17 protein-coding genes and 1 riboswitch are annotated in these 20,935 nt (G+C 71.2%); of the genes, 11 read left to right on the forward strand and 6 right to left on the reverse strand.

What is annotated here, in order from left to right; translation table 11 throughout:
• Nucleotides 1-18: 18 nt before the first annotated feature.
• Complete coding sequence (locus tag ACIGXX_RS37745) at nucleotides 19-1,281, reverse strand: citrate synthase family protein (protein ID WP_399982737.1); 1,263 nt, start codon at nucleotides 1,279-1,281, stop codon at nucleotides 19-21.
• A 127-nt stretch (nucleotides 1,282-1,408) separates the two neighbouring features.
• On the opposite strand from ACIGXX_RS37745, the gene ACIGXX_RS37750 reads away from it, so the two are divergent.
• A complete protein-coding gene (locus ACIGXX_RS37750) occupies nucleotides 1,409-2,587 on the forward strand; it encodes a citrate synthase/methylcitrate synthase (RefSeq protein WP_399982740.1) in 1,179 nt (392 codons plus the stop codon).
• Nucleotides 2,588-2,783: 196 nt separating this feature from the next.
• Here ACIGXX_RS37750 and ACIGXX_RS37755 read toward each other — a convergent pair whose 3' ends face one another.
• Together ACIGXX_RS37755 and ACIGXX_RS37760 are read right to left on the reverse strand one after the other, a co-directional pair.
• Entirely contained in the window at nucleotides 2,784-3,020 is a 237-nt protein-coding gene (locus ACIGXX_RS37755) for a hypothetical protein (protein WP_351173624.1), read from the reverse strand.
• A gap of 102 nt (nucleotides 3,021-3,122) precedes the next feature.
• Nucleotides 3,123-3,659, reverse strand: a complete 537-nt coding sequence (locus ACIGXX_RS37760) for a DUF6082 family protein (protein ID WP_351173621.1) — start codon at nucleotides 3,657-3,659, stop codon at nucleotides 3,123-3,125.
• A gap of 376 nt (nucleotides 3,660-4,035) precedes the next feature.
• Between ACIGXX_RS37760 and ACIGXX_RS37765 the strand changes: the two genes are divergently transcribed.
• On the forward strand, nucleotides 4,036-5,199 hold the full coding sequence (locus ACIGXX_RS37765) for a CobW family GTP-binding protein (protein ID WP_399982745.1): 1,164 nt from the start codon (nucleotides 4,036-4,038) through the stop codon (nucleotides 5,197-5,199).
• Here ACIGXX_RS37765 and ACIGXX_RS37770 read toward each other — a convergent pair whose 3' ends face one another.
• Nucleotides 5,200-7,653, reverse strand: coding sequence for a DNA topoisomerase IV subunit A (locus tag ACIGXX_RS37770; protein WP_366464007.1), 2,454 nt, complete (start codon nucleotides 7,651-7,653; stop codon nucleotides 5,200-5,202).
• Between the two features lie 213 nt (nucleotides 7,654-7,866).
• Here ACIGXX_RS37770 and ACIGXX_RS37775 point away from each other — a divergent pair, with 213 nt between their 5' ends.
• From ACIGXX_RS37775 to ACIGXX_RS37790, 4 genes are all read left to right on the forward strand, one after another.
• Nucleotides 7,867-9,225 carry a M16 family metallopeptidase gene (locus ACIGXX_RS37775; protein WP_399982749.1) on the forward strand — a complete coding sequence of 453 codons (1,359 nt, stop codon included), beginning with the start codon at nucleotides 7,867-7,869 and terminating at the stop codon, nucleotides 9,223-9,225.
• Nucleotides 9,222-10,607 carry a pitrilysin family protein gene (locus ACIGXX_RS37780; RefSeq protein WP_351173609.1) on the forward strand — a complete coding sequence of 462 codons (1,386 nt, stop codon included), beginning with the start codon at nucleotides 9,222-9,224 and terminating at the stop codon, nucleotides 10,605-10,607. Before ACIGXX_RS37775 ends, ACIGXX_RS37780 begins: the two co-directional genes overlap by 4 nt.
• A 198-nt stretch (nucleotides 10,608-10,805) precedes the next feature.
• Nucleotides 10,806-10,969, forward strand: a riboswitch (cyclic di-AMP (ydaO/yuaA leader).
• A gap of 12 nt (nucleotides 10,970-10,981) precedes the next feature.
• Entirely contained in the window at nucleotides 10,982-11,782 is an 801-nt protein-coding gene (locus tag ACIGXX_RS37785) for a M23 family metallopeptidase (protein WP_351173606.1), read from the forward strand.
• 206 nt (nucleotides 11,783-11,988) lie between these two features.
• The gene (locus ACIGXX_RS37790; RefSeq protein WP_366464009.1) at nucleotides 11,989-12,708 is read left to right on the forward strand and encodes a GntR family transcriptional regulator; all 720 of its coding nucleotides are present in this window, start codon (nucleotides 11,989-11,991) and stop codon (nucleotides 12,706-12,708) included.
• 192 nt (nucleotides 12,709-12,900) lie between these two features.
• Here ACIGXX_RS37790 and ACIGXX_RS37795 read toward each other — a convergent pair whose 3' ends face one another.
• Nucleotides 12,901-13,182 carry an HPr family phosphocarrier protein gene (locus ACIGXX_RS37795; protein ID WP_190085156.1) on the reverse strand — a complete coding sequence of 94 codons (282 nt, stop codon included), beginning with the start codon at nucleotides 13,180-13,182 and terminating at the stop codon, nucleotides 12,901-12,903.
• Nucleotides 13,183-13,394: 212 nt separating this feature from the next.
• Between ACIGXX_RS37795 and ACIGXX_RS37800 the strand changes: the two genes are divergently transcribed.
• From ACIGXX_RS37800 to ACIGXX_RS37815, 4 genes are read left to right on the forward strand one after another with little or no spacing between them, the layout of a single operon-like run.
• Nucleotides 13,395-16,265 carry a GNAT family N-acetyltransferase gene (locus ACIGXX_RS37800; protein ID WP_399982755.1) on the forward strand — a complete coding sequence of 957 codons (2,871 nt, stop codon included), beginning with the start codon at nucleotides 13,395-13,397 and terminating at the stop codon, nucleotides 16,263-16,265.
• Between the two features lie 51 nt (nucleotides 16,266-16,316).
• Complete coding sequence (locus ACIGXX_RS37805; RefSeq protein ID WP_351173596.1) at nucleotides 16,317-16,904, forward strand: DUF5998 family protein; 588 nt, start codon at nucleotides 16,317-16,319, stop codon at nucleotides 16,902-16,904.
• Nucleotides 16,904-18,097 carry a nucleotide pyrophosphatase/phosphodiesterase family protein gene (locus ACIGXX_RS37810; protein WP_366464011.1) on the forward strand — a complete coding sequence of 398 codons (1,194 nt, stop codon included), beginning with the start codon at nucleotides 16,904-16,906 and terminating at the stop codon, nucleotides 18,095-18,097. The genes ACIGXX_RS37805 and ACIGXX_RS37810 overlap by 1 nt, the downstream gene beginning before the upstream one ends.
• Nucleotides 18,098-18,149: 52 nt before the next feature.
• On the forward strand, nucleotides 18,150-18,809 hold the full coding sequence (locus ACIGXX_RS37815) for a thymidine kinase (protein WP_351173590.1): 660 nt from the start codon (nucleotides 18,150-18,152) through the stop codon (nucleotides 18,807-18,809).
• 1 nt (nucleotide 18,810) lies between these two features.
• Here ACIGXX_RS37815 and ACIGXX_RS37820 read toward each other — a convergent pair whose 3' ends face one another.
• The gene (locus ACIGXX_RS37820; protein ID WP_351173587.1) at nucleotides 18,811-19,617 is read right to left on the reverse strand and encodes a VOC family protein; all 807 of its coding nucleotides are present in this window, start codon (nucleotides 19,615-19,617) and stop codon (nucleotides 18,811-18,813) included.
• A 323-nt stretch (nucleotides 19,618-19,940) separates the two neighbouring features.
• Here ACIGXX_RS37820 and ACIGXX_RS37825 point away from each other — a divergent pair, with 323 nt between their 5' ends.
• Nucleotides 19,941-20,795: a sulfurtransferase gene (locus ACIGXX_RS37825; RefSeq protein ID WP_399982761.1), complete on the forward strand. Its 855-nt coding sequence runs from the start codon at nucleotides 19,941-19,943 to the stop codon at nucleotides 20,793-20,795.
• Nucleotides 20,796-20,935: the final 140 nt, after the last annotated feature.

Here is a 20,935-nt window from a genome sequence, read left to right on the forward strand (position 1 = left end):
CGCCGGGTCTGCGGTGATTCATCCGCCGTCGGGCGCGGGCAGCGGCTGGGGCGGCCGCAGTCCGACGTACTGACCGCTGGGGCGCATGCGCAGGGGCCGTTCCTCGTACTCCTCCAGGGCGTGGGCGATCCAGCCCGCCGTGCGCGCCACGGCGAAGATCGTCTCGCCTGCCTCGGCGGGCATCCCGGACGAGGCGGTCAGGACGGCGAGGGCCAGGTCGACATTGGCGTGCAGATCCGTGTGGCGGGCCGTGGTGGCCACCACGTCGCGGGCCGCGGCGAGGGCGGGGCCGGCCTGGGGGATGACCTCCAGGAGGGCGAACAGGGCCTCCGCGCGGGGGTCGTCGCCGGGGTAGAGCCGGTGGCCCAGGCCCGGGACGCGGCGGCCCGCGCGGAGTTCGTCGGCCACTACGGGGGCCGCGCTGCCCCGGTCCAGGACGTCCAGGAGCATGCGGTGCGCGAGGCCGCTGGCCGCGCCGTGCAGGGGGCCTTCCAGGACGCCGAGTCCGGCCGACACCGCCGCGTACGGGTGGGCGCGGGCGGAGGCGGCGACGCGGACGGCGAGCGTCGACGCGGCGAGGTCGTGGTCGACGAGCAGGGCGAGCGCGGTGTCCAGGGCGTGCAGGGAGGCGTCGTGCGGTTGCCGGCCGGTCAGCCGCGCCCAGAGCTGGTGGGCCAGGGGGCCCGAGTCCCGGTGGGCGCGGCTGACCGGCGGCAGCGCCGTGACGAGGGTGGGGATGAGGGTGCGTGCGGTGCCGATGACGGCTTCTTCGGAGAGGTCGAAGCGGAGGGGGTCGGCTGCGGCGGCCGAGATGGCGGCCACGCGCAGGCGGTCGGTCGGGCCGCTGTGCTCGGGCAGCGCGTCGACGGCGCGACGTGCGGCGTCGACGGTCTCCTTGGGGGCGGTGAAGCAGATTCCGGGGCGCATGACGCCGGTCCACAGCCACTCGGCGACCTCTTCGTAGGAGTGCGCCAGGGAAAGTTCCATCGCGTCGACACCGCGGTAGTAGTAGCGGTCCTTGTCGATGAGCGTGATGCGGGTGCGGACGGAGAGTTCGCCGCCGGTGGAGGTGGCCGCGGGCTCCCGGCGGTTCCTGCGGGCGAGCGACTCGACCTCCTTGGCGTCGAAGGTGCTGCCCCGGGAGCCGGGGCCGCGGCGGCTGCTGAGCTGGCCGCGGCTCACGTAGGCGTACACGGTCTCCGGTTTCACACCGAGGAGTTCGGCGGCTTCCCGGGTGCTCAGGCGTCGGCCTTCCTTCGGGATGGCCTCTTGATCCGTCATGGGCATCACCGTATCCACTCTGAATCCAATCCGACCTTGCATTGATTGAATCAATATTGACAGGCATTCAGTCAAGCATGGACAGTCAAATCAAGTACAGGTAGGAAGCAGGAAGTCGAGGAAGAACATGCCGATCAATGGCTCCACCACCCCCAGTGCCCCCGTGGAGGTCCCTCGCGGGCTCGCAGGCGTCGTCGTGACCGAGACCCGGCTCGGAGACGTCAGGGGATACGAGGGCTTCTACCACTACCGCCAGTACTCGGCCGTCGAGCTCGCGCAGACCCGCAGCTTCGAGGACGTCTGGCACCTGATGTTCCACGGCGCGCTGCCGGATGCCGGGCAGCGGTCCGCGTTCGCCGCGCAGACCGCCACGTTGCGCCGGCTGCCCGACGAGGTGCGTGCCGCGCTGCCCGCCATAGCCCGCGCCAGCGCCCTGTCGGGGCCGCTCTCCGGGCTGCGTACGGCGCTGTCGCTCTTCGGTGCGGCGAAGGGCTTCCGTCCGGTGTACGACATCGACGGCGACCGGCGCCGTGCCGATGCCCTCGCGGCGTCCGCCGTGGTGCCGACGCTGCTCACGGCGCTGTACCGCCTCGGGCAGGGGCTCGACCCCGTCGAGCCGCGCGACGACCTGTCCTATGCGGCCAACTACCTCTACATGCTGACGGGTTCGGAGCCGGAGCCCGATCGTGCGCGGGCGATCGAGCAGTACTTGATCTCAACCATTGATCACGGCTTCAACGCGTCCACGTTCACGGCCAGGGTGATCACCTCGACCGGCGCGGACGTCGCGGCCTGTCTGGTGGGTGCCGTGGGCGCGCTGTCGGGCCCGTTGCACGGCGGGGCGCCGAGCCGGGCACTCGACACGCTCGACGCGATCGGTACGCCCGAGCGCATCGACGGCTGGATCCGCGAGCGGGTCCTGGCGGGGGACCGCATCATGGGCTTCGGCCACCCCGTCTACCGCACGGAGGACCCGCGTTCGCGCATGCTGCGGGGGATCGCGCAGCGATTCGGCGGCGGGATGGTGGAGTTCGCGGTCGAGGTCGAGCGTCAGGTCGAGGCGATCCTCGCCGAACTGAAGCCGGGCCGCGAGCTGCACACCAACGTGGAGTTCTACGCGGGCGTCGTCATGGAACTGTGCGGCCTGCCCCGCGAGATGTTCACGCCCACGTTCGCGGCGGCGCGGGTGGTGGGCTGGGGCGCGAACATCCTGGAGCAGGCGGAGGACTCGAAGATCATTCGGCCTGCGGCGCGGTATGTGGGGCCTGTGCCGCCGGTGCCGGTGCCCGTGCCGTCGGTGGGCTGAGACGCGCGTGAGGCCCGGTGCCGATCTGGCGCCGGACCTCACGAGGTGGATGTGGGCGAAAGGGGGGAGGGGTGAGATCCCCGTTCGCGGAAGGAGGGGCAGTGCTTTCCGGAGACGGGCCTCGACGGGGTGACCGGAGTGCCTGTCTCGACGGAGAGGCCAGGGCGGGTGCCTGTCTCAGCACTGCGCCCCAGCCTCAGACGCTGGGGATGTCCGCTTTTGCGCGGATGAGTGTCTCCCTGCTGACGATGACGATGCGTTCGTAGTCGGCGCGCGCGGCGTCCGCGGGCAGTTCGCCGTCGAGTGCTGTTGTGGCCTCTGTCCCGATGACGGCGAAGTTGCCGTCGCTGAGCTCGAAAATGTCGGGGCAGGTATCGCCGGTGAGACTGCCACGTTCGCGTGGAGACGCACCGATGCGGCGCACGATCTTCAAGAGGATCCCGGTCCTTAGGATTGAAGATGGTCAGAGCGGGTAAGGGTAGCCTCCTGTTACTCCCATTACTCCGGTTCTTGGCGCGCCTCAGCCGACTTGACCCTAATTAGTGGGTGGTTGTCCCTCGGACGGCGGTTCCCCTATCACCCACCACTCGTCGGACTCGGACTCCTCCAGCTCACGGATGAGGGTGTCTGTCATGTGTCCCACCCGGGCCTCGTCCGATGAGTCCTTGAGGCTGGCGCGCTGATGGCGTGTCGCCCGCCAGTACTGGCGGAAGATCGGGTTCGCACACATCACGCGAACGTGCCCGTGCAGCTCCTCCCAGTTGACGACGCCGATGCGGTAGGCCAGCAGAGCATTCGTGTAGAGCGCGTTGGCGAAGAGGAACTGCCGCTGCTGGGCGGGGGACTCCGCCTCGGCGATGCTGAACACCGCGGCCAGGTCAGGGTCGTCGATCGCCTTGCGCAGCAAGTAGAGCTGGAGTTCATGCTGCTCCGCCATCATGATGCGGCGCCGGTCGGCCCGCTCCGCCTCGTCGACCTGCAGACGGAGTTCGGCGTACCGGCGCTGCTGTGCGGCGAGCAGGACGAAGGCTCCCACCGCGAAGGCGAGCCCCGCCCCGACGGCGGAACTCATTCCGCGTAGTCCAAGAATCTGTGTGGCCATGTCAACCCCCGAATCAGGCGACCGTCCGCCGGTCGTCGGATGCGGGTCGACAGGGTGAGGACCGGCGAGCGATGGGCGGCGCGCTTGCCGCCTTCCAGGATGCCGAGCGGCTCTGATCGGCAGGGAGGCGGAGAGGAGGCGCACGGAAGGCAGCTGTGGTCGCATGTCCCGGCGCCGTGCCCAATGTGTGCCCCGCCTGCGCCGCTAACAATCGTTCACTTCGCGGCCTTTCTACGCGCTCGTATGCTGGGGAAGCATTCATTCGTCGTACGAGAGCTGGCGCACGCGCCGGTGCACATGTCAGTGCACGCGTCAGCGTGAAAGTCAGTGTGAAAGGGGTCGCACGTTGACTCAGTCGGGTGCCGGGCAGATCCCGGTCATCGTCCTCACCGGCTTCCTGGGCTCCGGCAAGACCACCCTGCTCAACCACCTGCTGCACCGCAGTGGCGGCAGCCGGATCGGCGCGATCGTCAACGACTTCGGGTCCATCGAGATCGACGCCATGGCCGTCGCCGGGCAGCTCGGTGACTCCACCGTCTCGCTCGGCAACGGGTGCCTCTGCTGTGCCGTCGACGCCAGTGAGCTCGACGAGTATCTGGAGCGGCTCGCCCGGCCCGCTGCCCGGATCGATGTCATCGTCGTCGAGGCCAGTGGGCTCGCCGAGCCGCAGGAGCTCGTGAAGATGGTGCTCGCCAGCGAGAATCCCCACATCGTGTACGGGGGGCTCGTCGAGGTCGTCGACGCCGCCGAGTTCGACTCCACCCGGCAGCGGCATCCCGAGGTCGACCGGCATCTGGGGATCGCCGATCTTGTTGTCGTCAACAAGACCGACCGGGTCCCTGAACAGGAGCGCGAGCGGATCCTCGGCGTCGTCCGGGGGTTCACCGACCGCGCGGCCGTGGTCGCCGCGTCGTACGGGCGCGTCGACGTCGAGCTGCTCCTCGACCGGAAGCCCGTGGGGGAGCGAGTCGGGCAGCTGTCCTTCGACGATCTGCATCAAGACGACGTGCATCAAGACGACCTGCATCAAGACGATCTGCATGAAGGCGATCCGCGTCGAGATGACCTGAGCCAAGACGGCCTGCACCAATGTGAGCCCGGTGACGCGCACCTCGGCCATCTGCACTCCGCCTACGAAAGCCTCTCCTTCTCCTCCGAAGTGCCCATGGCCCCCCGCCCGTTCATGGCACTCCTCGACAGTCGGCCCGAAGGGCTCTACCGCATCAAGGGGTACGTCGATTTCGGCGCCGCCGACCCGCGCAACAAGTACGCCGTGCACGCCGTGGGGCGGTTCCTGCGCTTCTACCCCGAGCCGTGGGCCGCGGGTGAGCCCCGGCTCACCCAGCTCGTCCTGATCGGGTCGGGCATCGACGTCCCCGCTCTGGAGAAGGAGCTCGGGGCGTGCCGGGAGTACGACGCCCCACAGGCCGGTGCCGATGAGCACAGCATGTGGGGCGTACTTCGCTACGTACAGGACGCCCGCGACCTCCAAGAGCCGCAGGGCGACTGATCAGGCCGGGCCCGCCACCGCCGCCACCGGCTTCGCCAGCGACACCCCCGAGCCGTCGCGACGCGGGTCGATCTCCGGCAGCTCCGCCGGCAGACCGCTGCGCTGGGCCGCGAGCGGCGGCGTCGGGCCCGCCCACGCGAAGCTCAGGCAGTCCTCGCCCTTCAGGAAGCGCTGGACACGTACGCCACCCGTGGCGCGGCCCTTGCGGGGGTACTGGTCGAACGGCGTCACCTTGGCCGTCGTCTGCACCGAGTCGTCGAGCGTGCCGCGCGAGCCCGCCACCGTGAAGACCACGGCGTCCACGGCCGGGTCCACCGCCACGAAGGAGATGACCTTCACGCCGTCCGCGAGCTTGATGCCCGTCATGCCGCCCGCGGGACGTCCCTGCGGACGGACCTGCGAGGCCTGGTAGCGGAGCAACTGGGCGTCGTCCGTGATGAAGACCAGGTCCTCCTCGCCCGTGCGCAGCTCGGCCGCGCCGACGATCCGGTCACCGTCCTTGAGGGTGATGACCTCCAACTCGTCCTTGTTGGACGGGTAGTCCGGCACCACGCGCTTGACCACGCCCTGCTCGGTGCCGAGGGCGAGGCCCGGTGAGGACTCGTCCAGGGTCATCAGGCAGATCAGGCTCTCGTCCGTCTCCAGGGAGAGCAGCTCCGAGATCGGCGCGCCTCCGGAGAGGTTGGGTGCCGCCGCCGTCTCCGGGAGCTGCGGGAGATCCACCACGGAGAGGCGCAACAGCCGCCCCGCGGACGTCACCGCACCCACCTCGCCCCGCGCGGTCGCGGGGACGGCCGAGACGATCACGTCGTGCTTGACGCGCTTGGTGTCGTTCTCTGCGAACGGCTCGCCGTTGGCCGTACGGGCGAGGAGGCCCGTCGAGGAGAGCAGCACGCGGCACGGGTCGTCCGCCACCTGCAACGACACCGTGGCCGCCGGGGCGCTCGCCGACTCCAGGAGGACCGTGCGCCGGTCCGTGCCGAACTTCTTGGCGACGGCGGCCAGTTCGGCGGAGACCAGCTTGCGCAGCTCCGCGTCCGACTCCAGGATCCGGGTCAGCTCGTCGATCTCGGCCTTGAGCTTGTCGCGCTCGGTCTCCAGCTCGATGCGGTCGAACTTGGTGAGGCGGCGCAGCGGCGTGTCGAGGATGTACTGCGTCTGGATCTCGCTCAGCGAGAAGCGCTCCATCAGGCGCTCCTTGGCCTGTGCGGAGTTGTCGCTGGAGCGGATGAGGCGGATGACCTCGTCGATGTCCAGGAGAGCGACCAGAAGCCCCTCGACCAGGTGCAGCCTGGCCTGCTTCTTGCTGCGGCGGAACTCGCTGCGGCGGCGCACGACGGTGAAGCGGTGGTCGAGATAGACCTCGAGGAGCTCCTTGAGGCCGAGCGTGAGGGGCTGGCCGTCCACCAGCGCCACGTTGTTGATGCCGAAGGACTCCTCCATCGGCGTCAGTTTGTAGAGCTGCTCCAGGACGGCCTCGGGGACGAAGCCGTTCTTGATCTCGATGACCAGGCGCAGGCCGTGCGAGCGGTCCGTGAGGTCCTTGACGTCGGCGATGCCCTGCAGCTTCTTCGAGCCGACCAGGTCCTTGATCTTCGAGATGACCTTCTCGGGGCCTACGGAGAAGGGCAGTTCGGTCACGACCAGGCCCTTGCGGCGGGCGGTCACGTTCTCGACGGCCACCGTCGCGCGGATCTTGAAGGTGCCGCGACCCGATTCGTACGCGTCCTTGACCCCGGTCAGGCCGACGATGCGGCCGCCCGTGGGCAGGTCGGGGCCCGGCACGAAACGCATCAGCGTCTCGAGGTCGGCCCCGGGGTGCTTGATCAGGTGGCGGGCGGCGGCGATGACCTCGCCGAGGTTGTGCGGCGGCATGTTCGTCGCCATGCCGACGGCGATTCCCGACGAGCCGTTGACCAGGAGGTTCGGATAGGCCGCGGGCAGGGTGACCGGTTCCTGCTCCTGGCCGTCGTAGTTCGACTCGAAATCGACGGTGTTCTCTTCGATCGACTCCGTCATCAAGGACGTCGCGTCGGCCATCTTGCACTCGGTGTACCGCATGGCGGCCGGCGGGTCGTCGTTGCCGAGCGAGCCGAAGTTTCCGTGGCCGTCCACCAGGGGCAGGCGCATGGAGAAGGGCTGGGCCATGCGCACGAGGGCGTCGTAGATCGACGCGTCGCCGTGCGGGTGCAACTTACCCATGACCTCGCCGACGACGCGGGCGCACTTCACATAGCCGCGGTCGGGGCGCAGGCCCATCTCGTTCATTTGGTACACGATGCGGCGGTGCACCGGCTTCATGCCGTCGCGGGCGTCCGGCAGGGCGCGCGAGTAGATGACCGAATACGCGTACTCGAGGAAGGAGCCCTGCATCTCGTCGACGACGTCGATGTCGAGGATCTTCTCCTCGAACGACTCATCGGGCGGCGGGGTCTTCGTGCTGCGGCGGGCCATCGCTGCTGCGGCTCCTTCACGGTGTCTGCCAGGGCATCAACGGGATCTGACGCCGACCATTGTGGACTGTCCCACTGACAACGCCGACCACGACCCGGTCTTCGGCCGCGACTACGCCGAGCGCGGAGCGGGAACTTCACCGGTTGTCAGCACGCTTGCATACAGTGGCACGACTGGCAGAATTTCCAGCTTTTCGCGATCGAAGGGACGTACATGCCCATGGGTCACACGGCCACAGCCGAGGCCGGCTCCGGCGGCCTGACAGCGACCGAGCACCGGCTGGCCAACGGCCTGCGCGTGGTGCTCTCCGAGGACCACCTGACCCCGGTCGCCGCGGTCTGCCTCTGGTACGACGTCGGTTCGCGCCACGAGGTCAAGGGCCGTACGGGCCTGGCTCACCTCTTCGAGCACCTCATGTTCCAGGGCTCGAAGCAGGTGCACGGCAACGGCCACTTCGAGCTGGTGCAGGGAGCGGGCGGTTCGCTCAACGGCACCACGAGCTTCGAGCGCACCAACTATTTCGAGACGATGCCCACACACCAGCTGGAGCTGGCCCTGTGGCTCGAAGCCGACCGGATGGGCTCGCTGCTCTCCGCGCTCGACGAAGAATCCATGGAGAACCAGCGGGACGTCGTCAAGAACGAGCGCCGCCAGCGCTACGACAACGTTCCGTACGGCACGGCCTTCGAGAAGCTGACCGCCCTCTCGTACCCCGAGGGCCACCCCTACCACCACACCCCGATCGGCTCCATGGCCGACCTGGACGCGGCGACGCTGGAGGACGCGCGGAACTTCTTCCGTACGTACTACGCGCCCAACAACGCCGTCCTGTCGGTCGTCGGCGACATCGACCCCCAGGAGACCCTGGCCTGGGTCGAGAAGTACTTCGGGTCCATCCCCTCGCACGACGGCAAGCAGCCGCCGCGCGACGGCTCGCTGCCCGACACGATCGGCAAGGAGCTGCGCGAGGTCGTCGAGGAAGAGGTACCGGCCCGCGCCCTGATGGCCTCCTACCGCCTCCCGGAGGACGGCACGCGCGCGTGCGACGCGGCCGACCTGGCGCTCACGGTCCTCGGCAGCGGTGAGTCCTCCCGGCTCTACAACCGCCTCGTGCGCCGCGACCGCACCGCCGTGGCGGCCGGGTTCGGCCTGCTGCGCCTCGCCGGAGCCCCCTCGCTCGGCTGGCTCGACGTGAAGACGTCCGGCGACGTCGAGGTGCCCGTCATCGAGGCGGCCGTCGACGAGGAGCTCGCCCGCTTCGCGGAAGAGGGCCCCACCGCCGAGGAGATGGAGCGCGCCCAGGCCCAGCTGGAGCGCGAGTGGCTCGACCGGCTCTCCACGGTGGCGGGACGCGCGGACGAACTGTGCCGGTACGCCGTCCTGTTCGGCGACCCGCAGCTCGCGCTGACCGCCGTCGGGCGCGTCCTCGACGTCACCGCGGAAGAGGTCAAGGCGGCCGCGGCGGCCCGCCTGCGCCCCGACAACCGCGCGGTGCTCGTGTACGAGCCCATCGCCGCCCCCGAGGGCGCCGAAGCCACCGACGAGGACGAAGAAGAGGAGGCGGCGAAGTGACCGAGGCCGCAACGATGCAGTTCCACCCGCAGCCCCAGGCCGGCACCGCACGGCCGTGGGCCTTCCCCGCGCCCGAGCGCGCCACCCTGGACAACGGCCTCACGGTGCTGCGCTGCCACCGCCCCGGCCAGCAGGTCGTCGCCGTGGAGATCCACCTGGAGGCGCCGCTCGACGCCGAGCCCGCGGGCCTGGACGGCGTCGCCACGATCATGGCGAGGGCCTTCAACGAAGGCACCGACAAGCACTCCGCCGAGGACTTCGCCGCCGAACTCGACCGCTGCGGCGCCAGCATGGACGCACACGCCGACCACCCCGGCGTCCGCGTCTCCCTGGAGGTCCCGGTCTCCCGCCTCCCCAAGGCGCTCGGCCTGCTCTCCGACGCCCTGCGCGCCCCCGCCTTCGCGGACAGCGAGATCGAACGCCTCGTACGCAACCGCCTGGACGAGATCCCGCACGAGGCCGCCAACCCGGCGCGCCGCGCCGCCAAGGAGCTCTCCCGGCAGCTGTTCCCGGCCACCTCGCGCATGTCGCGCCCCCGTCAGGGCACCGAGGAGACGGTCACGGCCATCGACTCGGCTGCGGTGCGCACCTTCTACGAGAAGCACGTGCGTCCCGCCACGGCGACCGCCGTCGTCGTGGGCGACCTGACCGGCGTGGACCTGGACGCCGTCCTGGCCGACACCGTCGGCGCCTGGACGGGCGGCACGGCCGAGCCGCGTCCGGTGCCCCCGGTGACCGCGGACGACACCGGGCGTGTCGTCATCGTGGACCGCCCCGGCGCGGTCCAGACGCAGCTGCTCATCGGCCGCGTGGGACCGGACCGGCACGACCGCGTGTGGCCCGCGCAGGTGCTCGGCACGTACTGCCTGGGCGGCACCCTCACCTCGCGCCTGGACCGCGTCCTGCGCGAGGAGAAGGGATACACCTACGGCGTACGGGCGTTCGCCCAGGTCCTGCGTTCCGCTCCGGACGGCACGGGCGCCGCCATGCTGGCCATCAGCGGCTCCGTGGACACCGAGTCCACCGGTCCGGCCCTCGACGACCTGTGGAAGGTCCTGCGCACCCTCGCGGCCGACGGCCTCACGGACGCCGAGCGCGACGTCGCCGTGCAGAACCTGGTGGGCGTCGCCCCGCTCAAGTACGAGATGGCGGCGTCCGTCGCGGCCACCCTGGCCGACCAGGTCGAGCAGCACCTGCCGGACGACTTCCAGGCGCAGCTGTACCGCCAGTTGGCCGCCACCGGCACCGTGGAGGCCACCGCAGCCGTCGTGAGCGCCTTCCCCGGGGACCGGCTCGTGACGGTGCTCGTCGGTGACGCCGCGCAGATCGAGGAGCCCGTCAGGGCGCTCGGCATCGGTGAAGTGAGTGTGGTCACGGGCTGAGTGACAGTCAGGACATATGGGGACCCCAGTGGCGGAAAATTGCTCCTGGGGTCCCCATATGTCCGAATTGGTATGGAGGTTACGTGTCTGACCTGTGGCGTGCGCTACAAAAGCTCTGATCCGTTTGTCGTTTGAAAGACGCCCCGCTTAGCGTCTGGTCCGGCTGTTCGTCATGCAGTACGTCGCACCCGCGGCACCGGACAGTCATCGCCGAGTCCCCGTACGGCGCGAGCCAGGGGAGCCGGGGACCCACATGTCCCCTTGGGGTGAATCGGGAACCTTGCCGAGAGGCGAGGGACTCGTAGGAGACCTTCCTGCTCCGAACCCGTCAGCTAACCCGGTAGGCGAGAAGGAAGGAAAGGATCAGCCGCTTCATGGCGTTCACCCGTGCCACCGGGAAGCACCGTCGCCCGAGCCGCCTCACGCGCACGACCGCGAACGTAGCGGGCGTCGCCGCGCTCACCACCACCGGTGTCATCGGAGGCCTGGCCGCTCCGGCGCTCGCCGCCGACGACGCGGCTCTTGAGCACACCGGCCTCACCCAGGCGATTTCCGTGGGCGACTCGCTCGCCCAGAGCATCGACGCGCAGGCCGCCGCCCAGCAGCAGGCCGCCGACGACGCCGCAGCCGCCAAGAAGGCCGAAGAGGCCGCCAAGAAGAAGGCCGAGGAGGCCAAGCGCAAGGCGGAGGCCGAGGCGAAGGCCAAGGCCAAGAAGGAGCGCGAGGCCAAGGAGCGTGCCGCTCGCGAGGCCGAGCGCAAGCGCCTGAACACCTACGTCTCCCCGATCTCCGGCTCGTCCATCTCCACGGGCTACCAGACCGGCGGCGCCATGTGGTCCTCCGGCAGCCACACCGGCGTCGACTTCCACGCCGCGTCCGGCACCTCGGTCCACGCGGTCGGCTCCGGCACCGTCGTCGAGGCCGGCTGGGGCGGCGCGTACGGCAACAACGTGGTCATCAAGATGAACGACGGCACGTACACCCAGTACGGCCACATGTCGTCCCTCGGTGTCACCGTCGGCCAGGCGGTCACTCCGGGCCAGCAGATCGGCCTCTCCGGCTCCACGGGCAACTCCAGCGGCCCGCACCTGCACTTCGAGGCCCGCACCGGCGAGGAGTACGGCACGGACATCGACCCCGTCTCGTACCTCCGCTCGCACGGCGTCAACGTCTGACCCCAGGCGTTTCGCGCGACGCGCACCCGATTCACCGAAAGCCCCGGCTCATGGAGAGCCGGGGCTTTCGCCGTTCCCGCATCGCCTTTGGCCAAAAGTATCCATGGATTCCGGCCACCCGTCGGAAATTCAGCCGCTCTGCAATAGAGTCGCTGAACAGGCGTCGATCGACCGCGTTTCGCGGGGATTAAGGCGGAGGTCAGGTCATGCGCATTCCGGCGCACTCGGTATGCACGGCCATCCGGGACGACATCGTCTCCGGTGTCTACGAACGGGGTGGCCGGCTCACCGAGGAACTGCTCGCGCGCCGCTACGGAGTCTCCCGCGTCCCCGTGCGCGAGGCCCTGCGCACCCTGGAGGCCGAGGGCTTCGTCGTCACGCGACGGCACGCGGGCGCGTGCGTCGCGGAGCCCACCGAGCAGGAGGCGGCCGACCTCCTGGAGATCCGCTTGCTCCTGGAGCCGCTGGGCGCCGCCCGTGCCGCTCAGCGCCGCACTGAGGCGCACCTGAAGGTCCTGCGCGGCCTCGTCAGGCTCGGTCAGGAGCGCTCCAGGCGGGGCCAGAGCGAGGATCTGCGCTCCCTGGGCGGCTGGTTCCACGAGACGCTCGCCCAGTCGTCCGGCAGCCCCGGCCTCACGTCGCTGCTCACCCAGCTCCGGCACAAGATCGCCTGGATGTACGTCGTCGAGACGTCGGCCTCGCCCGCGGAGGCCTGGGCGGAGCACGCCGCGATCGTCGACGCGGTCGCGCGCGGCGACGCGGAGCGGGCCAGGTCGCTCACCGCGGCCCACACGGAGCGGGCGACGGGGGCGCACCGACTGCGTTTCCCCGCGCTTCCCGCTCGCGGAGAGCGGGGCCGCGGCCGCGACCGTGATCGTGTGAGGGATTCGCAACATGCCGTAAACACGGTGGGCCTCCGGCATTAACAGAGGCGCCGTATACAAAGAAGTGCTATTCGGTGGGGATTACTTCTGCTGCCCAAATTCAGTGAATTCAGCGTCCGAAGTCTGCGTTCCGATGCTGCGTCCGGTGTCGATATTCAGTAAGCGGACGCGGAAACGCCGAAGGGCCCGCCCCTATTTCGGGCGGGCCCTTCGGCGTATGAGTACCAGTCCGTACTAGACGGTCTCGGGGAGTTCCTCGAGGCCGTCCGCGACCAGCTTCGCCAGACGGTCGAGAGCGGCGTCCGCGCCCTCGGCGTCGGAGGCGAGCACGATCTCCTCGCCGCCCTGCGCGCCCAGACCGAGCACCGCGAGCATGGAGGCGGCGTTCACGGGGTTGCCGTCAGCCTTGGCGATCGTCACGGGGACGCCGGCGGCGGTGGCCGCGCGGACGAAGATGGAGGCGGGTCGGGCGTGAAGGCCCTCGGCCCAGCCGACGTTGACGCGGCGCTCAGCCATGTGTTGCTGCCCTTCCAGGTGTCTCACACTTGTCTAGACCAGTGTCTCATGCCGTCACGGGTGCTCCGCCGGACATCTGTCCGCACCCGGCCGACGACCGGCCCGTACTCCGAAGACCGTACGTCCTTCCACCACGTGGTCCCGTGTCCCGGCCGTCGACGACTCCTAGCGTGCCCCGGCCAAGGCGCCTTCGCGACCCGTACCCTGGCCCCATGCAGACCCCGTCGGACCGGCACGCATACCCCTCCCACTGGGAAGCCGACGTCGTGCTGCGTGACGGAGGCACCGCCCGGATCAGGCCGATCACGGCCGAGGACGCGGAGCGCCTGGTCAGCTTCTACGAGCAGGTGTCGGACGAGTCGAAGTACTACCGCTTCTTCGCCCCCTACCCCCGCCTGTCCGCCAAGGACGTGCACCGCTTCACCCATCACGACCAGGTGGACCGGGTGGGTCTGGCGGCCACCGTGGGCGGCGAGTTCATCGCCACCGTGCGCTTCGACCGCATCGACTCGCGCGGTATGTCCGCCAGCGCGCCCGCCGACGAGGCCGAGGTCGCCTTCCTCGTGCAGGACGCCCACCAGGGCAGGGGCGTCGCCTCCACGCTTCTCGAACACATCGCCGCCGTCGCCAGGGAGCGCGGCATCCGGCGGTTCGTCGCCGAGGTGCTGCCCGCCAACACCAAGATGATCAAGGTGTTCACGGATGCGGGCTACCAGCAGCAGCGCAGCTTCGAGGACGGCGTCGTCCGCCTCGAATTCGATCTGGAGCCCACCGACCGTTCGCTCGCCGTGATGCGGGCCCGTGAGCAGCGCGCCGAGGCGCGGTCGGTCCAGCGCCTCCTCACACCGAAGTCGGTCGCCGTGATCGGCGTCGGGCGCACGCCGGGCGGCGTGGGGCGCAGCGTGCTGCGGAATCTGCGCGAGGCGGGCTTCACGGGACGCCTGTACGCGGTGAACAGCGCGTTCGACGAGAGGGAGCAGGCCGCCGGGGGGAAGGGCGCCGAGGTCGACGGGGTGCCCGCGTACCGCTCCGTGCGGGACATCGACGAGCCCGTCGAGCTCGCCGTCGTCACCGTGCCCGCCGAGCGGGTGCCGCAGGCCGTCGCGGAGTGCGGGGAGCGCGGGGTGCTCGGGCTCGTCGTGATCTCCGCCGGGTACGCGGAGAGCGGTCCCGAGGGCCGTGAGCGCCAGCGCGAACTGGTGCGCCAGGCGCGGTCGTACGGCACGCGGATCCTCGGCCCGAACGCCTTCGGGGTCATCAACACGTCGCCGGACGTACGGCTCAACGCGTCGCTGGCCCCGCATCCCCCCGAGCGCGGCAGGATCGGCCTCTTCACCCAGTCCGGCGCGATCGGCATCGCGCTGCTCTCCGGGCTGCACCGGCGCGGTGCAGGCCTTTCGACCTTCGTGAGCGCGGGCAACCGCGCGGACGTGTCCGGCAACGACGTGCTCCAGTACTGGTACGAGGACCCGGACACCGACGTCGCCCTGATGTACCTGGAGTCCATCGGCAACCCGCGCAAGTTCACGCGGCTCGCCCGGCGCGCGGCGACGGCGAAGCCGCTGGTCGTGGTGCAGGGGGCGCGGCACAGCGGGATCGCGCCCACGGGGCACGCGGTGCAGGCCACGCGGCTTCCGCACGCCACGGTGTCGGCGCTGCTGCGCCAGGCGGGCGTCGTCCGGGTCGACACCGTCACCGAGATGGTGGATGCGGGGCTGCTGCTCGCCGGGCAGCCGTTGCCCTCCGGGCCCCGGGTCGCCATCCTCGGCAACTCCGAGTCGCTCGGGCTTCTGACGTACGACGCGTGTGTCGCCGACGGGCTCCGGCCGATGCCGCCGCGGGATCTGACCACGGGGGCGACCCCCGCGGACTTCCGCGCGGCGCTCGCCGACGCCCTGTCGGACGACTCCTGTGACGCCGTGATCGTCACCGCCATCCCCTGGGTGGGGGAGGACGGCACCACGGCGTCCCCCGAGACGCTGGCCGGTGAGCTGCACGCCGCCGCCGCGGGGTGCCCCGCGAAGCCCGTGGCCGTGGTCCACGTGGAACTCGGCGGCCTCGCCGAAGCGTTGGCCGCCGCCACGCGGACCCGCCCCGACGCCGCCGCACCCGCACCCGGCAGTGAGGGCCACTCCCGCCCCGCGGAACGCCTGCCCACGGCGACGGCGACGGCACCGGCGCCGGCGACACCGTCCTCGGACCCCGCGCAGCCCTACCGCATCCCCGCCTACCCCGCCGCCGAGCGTGCCGTCCGGGCGCTCGCCGAAGCCGTGAAGTACGCCCAGTGGCGGCGCGAGGCCAAGGAGCCCGGCAAGGTTCACGAGTACGAGGACATCGACGAGAGCGGAGCCGCCCGGCGGATCGGCGAGCTCCTCGCCGAGCAGGGCGACCCGCGCGGCGCCACCCTCGGCCAGGACGACGCCCGCGAACTGCTCGGGCGGTACGGCATCGACGTACGCGACGCCCTGCCCGCGCCCGACCCGGACGCGGCCGTGGCGGCCGCCCGTGCGCTGGGCTACCCCGTGGCCCTCAAGACCACGGCCCCGCACCTGCGCCACCGCGCCGACCTCGGCGGTGTCCGGCTCGACCTGGCGGACGAGGAGCAATTGCGCCGCGCGTACGCCGAATTGACCGAGGCCTTCGGCAAGCCCGCCGAGCTGCGGCCCGTCGTGCAGGCGATGGCGCCCCGCGGCGTCGACACCGTCGTGCGCGCGGTCATCGACCCGGCGGCCGGAGCGGTGCTCTCCTTCGGGCTCGCGGGCGCCGCGTCCGAACTGCTCGGCGACACCGGGCACCGGCTGATCCCGGTCACCGAACGCGACGCGGGTTCCCTGGTCAGATCCATCCGGACCGCCCCGCTCCTCTTCGGCTGGCGCGGCTCGGCGCCCGTGGACACCCCGGCCCTGGAAGAGCTGCTCCAGCGGGTCTCGCGCCTCGTGGACGATCACCCGGAGGTCGTCGCGGTGTCCCTGGAGCCCGTGGTCGTCGCCCAGCGGGGCCTCTCCGTGCTCGGTGCCTCCGTACGGCTCGCGCCCCCGCCGGCCCGCAGCGACCTCGGCCCGCGGGCCCTGCCCGGGTACTGAGGCGGCCAGTGGGGCACCGTGCGCCCTCCGCCGGGTCGTAGGATGGACGGCATGGCAAAGACCGGTACGACGACCCAGGGGCTGCGCGCGGCGATCGAGCGCAGCGGCTACTACCCGGCCCTCGTGGCCGAGGCGGTGGAGGCCGCGATCGGCGGCGATCCCATCGGGTCGTACCTGGTCCACCAGGAGACCACGTTCGACGCGAACGAAGTGCGCCGGCATGTGACGGTCCTCGTCCTGACCGGCACCCGCTTCATCGTCAGCCACACGGACGAGCAGGCGGCGGACAGCACGTCCCCGACGCCGTACGCGACGACCTCCACGGAGTCCGTGAAGATCGGCCGGATCTCATCGGTCGTGGTCAGCCGCGTCGTGGCCAACCCGGAGAAGTACGTCCCGGGCTCGCTGCCCCGCGAGGTCGTCCTGACCATCGGCTGGGGCGCCGTGGCACGCATCGACCTGGAGCCCGCCGCCTGCGGCGACCCCAACTGCGAGGCGGACCACGGGTACACCGGCAGCTCCACCGCCGACGACCTCAGCCTGCGCGTCAGCGAGGCGGGGGACGGACCGGACGCCGTGCGCCAGACCCTGGCCTTCGCGCAGGCGCTGTCCGAGGCGACCGCGGAGACCGCCCGCTGATGTCCCTGCCCGCCTGGGACGACGTAGAGCCGCTCTCCCTCGACTCCGCGCCCCTGCCCGAGTACGGCGCGGGCTCGCTCGCCGACCTGCTGCCCACGCTCGTCTCCCACCAGGGTGTCGAGGGCTTCGCGCCCGTCATCCAGGAACTCGCCCCGGCCGACCGGAACTGCGTCTTCCTGATCGACGGCCTCGGCTGGGAGCAGCTGCGCGCCCATCCGGCCGAGGCGCCCTTCCTGACCTCGCTCATCAGCTCCTCGCGCGGCGGTACGGGACGTCCGATCACCGCGGGCTTCCCCGCCACCACGGCGACCTCCCTGGCCTCGGTCGGCACGGGCCTGCCGCCCGCGTCGCACGGCCTGCCCGGCTACACCGTCCGCAATCCCGCCACCGGCGCGCTGATGAACCAGCTCCGCTGGAACCCGTGGACGGACCCGCGCAAGTGGCAGCCGTACCCCACCGTCTTCCAGCAGGCCCACGCGGCGGGCGTACACACCGCCCAGGTGTCGTCCCCGACCTTCGAGAACACCCCGCTCACCAAGATCGCGCTGAGTGGCGGCAGCTTCCGCGGCAAGCTCTCCGGCGAGGACCGCATGGATCTCGCGGCGGAGCAACTGGGCGCGGGAGACCGGTCGCTGGTCTACACGTACTACGCGGAGGTGGACGGCAAGGGCCACCGCTTCGGCGTCGACTCCGACGCCTGGCGCGGCCAGCTCATGTACGTCGACCGTCTGGTCCAGCGCCTGGCCGAGCAGCTCCCGCCGCGCAGCGCCCTGTACGTCACGGCCGACCACGGCATGCTCGACATCCCCTTCGACGAGCAGTCGCGCATCGACTTCGACGAGGACTGGGAGCTGCGCGCGGGCGTCGCCCTCCTCGGCGGCGAGGGCCGTGCCCGCCATGTGTACGCGGTGCCGGGCGCCGAGAACGACGTCCTGACCGTCTGGCGCGAGGTGCTCGGCGAGCAGTTCTGGGTGGCGAGCCGGGACGAGGCGATCGGCGCGGGCTGGTTCGGCCCGCCCGGCGCCGTCGACGAGCGCGTGTACCGGCGCATCGGCGACGTCATCGCCGCGGCCCACGACGACGTGGCGATCATCGCCACCGAGAAGGAGCCGAAGGAGTCGGCCCTGGTCGGCATGCACGGCTCCATGACCGCCGTCGAGCAGCTGGTGCCGCTCATCGAAGTACGCTCCTGACCAGACCGCCGACCCGCACCGCCCCCGTACGCCCCGAAAGGCTCAACTCCCCATGCCCGAGCTGGTGTTCTTCTCCGGAACGATGGACTGCGGAAAGAGCACCCTGGCTCTGCAGATCGAGCACAACCGCTCGGCCCGCGGCCTGAAGGGGATGATCTACACCCGTGACGACCGTGCCGGCGAGGGCAAGCTCTCCTCGCGGCTGGGGCTCGTCACGGACGCCATCGAGGCCGCGGACGGCTTCGACTTCTACGCCCATCTCGTCGACCACCTCTCGCAGGGCGGCCGCGCGGACTACGTGATCGCGGACGAGGCGCAGTTCCTCGCCCCCGGGCAGATCGACCAGCTGGCCCGCGTCGTCGACGACCTGAGCCTGGACGTCTTCGCCTTCGGCATCACCACGGACTTCCGCTCCAAGCTCTTCCCGGGCTCGCAGCGCCTGGTCGAACTCGCCGACCGCGTCGAGGTGTTGCAGGTAGAGGCGCTGTGCTGGTGCGGCGCCCGTGCCACCCACAACGCCCGCACCATAGGCGGTGCGATGGTCGTCGAGGGCGCGCAGGTCGTCATCGGCGACGTCAACCACGCGGCGGACGAGGTGGGTTACGAGGTGCTGTGCCGCCGTCACCACAGGCGCCGGATGACGGCGGCGACCTCGCGCGCGGGCGCCCTGTCGCCCGACGTGCTGCCGGTCGACACGTCCGCCCGCGCCTGAGTCAGCCCTCCGACCGCACGAGCGTGAAGACGGCGCCCTCCGGGTCGGCGACCGTGGCCACCCGCCCATGGGTGCCCGCACGGGCGGGCTTGACGACGTGGCCGCCGAGTTCGACGACCCGCTCCACCGACTCGTCCACGTCGGCGACCTCGAAGTACGTCATCCAGTGCGAGCCCCGGTCCCGCGGCAGGGCCTGGCCCACGCCGTGCACCGAGGCCACCGGCCGCCCCTCGACCTGGAGCGTCACGTAGTCGAAGTCGGCCGAGACGACCGCCTCTTCGGTGTAGCCGAAGACCGCTTGGTAGAACTTGGTGACGCCCGCCGTCTCCGGCGTCACCAGCTCGTTCCAGGCGGGCGTGCCGGGCTCCCCGACCATCGCGCCGCCCAGGTGCTCCGCCGCCTGCCAGATCCCGAACACCGCGCCCGCGGGGTCCACCGCGATGGCCATCCGCCCGGCCGCGCCCGCGTCCAGCGGGCCGACGCCGATCGTGCCGCAGCAGTGCCGCACGGCCTCGGCGGTCGCGTCCACGTCGTCCGACGCCAGGTACGGCGTCCAGGCGATCGGCAGATGGTGGTCGGGCGGCAGCTGGCCGATCCCGGCGACCTCGTGGCCGTCGAGCAGCGCCCGGACGTAGGGCCCCAGCTGCTCCGGGCCAGGCCGGAACTCCCAGCCGAACAACGCTCCGTAGAACTCCTGGGTCGCGGCCAGGCCATGCGCCATCAGGCTCACCCAGGTGGGTGTGCCGGGCGCGCGGCGGACGGCCCCCAAGCCGTCATGCCTGCCCGTCGACCCCCGTGCCTCCGTCATCGTCACTCTCTCCTCGGCCCGTCGTGGTGGCCGCTCGGCTTCTGCTTTCGAACGCACGTACCTATGCCGCGCGCGCGTTTGCCCGCCCGTGCAGATGCTCGCACCACCTCGGGCGCCGCGCGCCCCGGCCGCGCCGCTTGCCCGGCTCCGCCCAGAGGATGCCCGGTTCGACGTATCTCATCCGTAGACGCGCGGTTGCTCAGTGGTGTCGTTCAGCAGTACACGGCGTGCCCGGTTCTGTACGCCGCGTGTTCAGCGGTCGTCCGGCGGCAGGGTAGCCGTACCTGACCGATGCGGCCACCCCGTGCGCAAGGATGGGGCCCATGAATGTCATCATCTCCGCATCCGAACTCGCGAGCGACTCGGCGGGCGAGAACCCGCCGGTGCTCCTGGACATCCGCTGGCAGCTGAGCACCGCCAAGGCGGCGGGCGCCCCCGCCTTCGACGGGCGGGCCGAGTACGAGAAGGGCCACATCCCCGGGGCGGTCTTCGTCGACCTGGACGCCGACCTCGCGGGCCCGGCGGGCGCGGCGGGGCGGCACCCGCTGCCGGACGTGGAGCACTTCGGAGCGGTGATGCGGGCGGCCGGGGTCTCGGCGGACCGGGACGTGGTCGTGTACGACGGAGGGCAGGGCTGGGCCGCCGCGCGCGCCTGGTGGCTGCTGCGCTGGACGGGGCACCCCTCGGTGCGCGTGCTCGACGGCGGCCTCGCGGCGTGGAGCGGTCCGCTGGAGGCGGGGGACGAGCGCCCTCGGGCCGCGGGTTCGTTCGTCCCCGAGACGAACACCACGGACGTCCTGGACGCCGACGCGGCGGCGGCGCTGGCCCGCTCCGGACTGCTCCTGGACGCCCGCGCGCCCGAGCGCTACCGCGGTGACGTCGAGCCGATCGACCGCGTCGGCGGCCACATCCCGGGAGCGGTCTCCGCGCCGACCACGGAGAACGTGACGGACGACGGTACTTTCCGGCCGGCCGCCGACCTCGCGGCCCGCTTCAACTCCCTGGGCGCGTCCGGCACTTCCGAGGTCGGCGTCTACTGCGGCTCCGGTGTGTCCGGCGCCCATGAGGTGCTCGCCCTCGCGGTGGCCGGCATCCCCGCGTCGCTGTACGTCGGCTCGTGGTCGGAGTGGTCCTCCGACGAGTCCCGCCCGGTGGCCAAGGGTCCGGACCCGCAGTAACGGGTCGTAAGCAGTCGGGGGGCCCCCCCCCCCCCCGGGGGGGGGCCCCCCCCCGCGCGCCCGACCGCGGACCCCCCCACCCCCCGACAACCGCCCACCGCCGCGCCACACCCCCAGAACGCGCCGGGCGCCCCCGCACA

The sequence above is a fragment of the Streptomyces sp. NPDC055243 genome (genome assembly GCF_044544025.1).
In the GTDB taxonomy this organism is placed as follows: Bacteria; Actinomycetota; Actinomycetes; order Streptomycetales; family Streptomycetaceae; genus Streptomyces.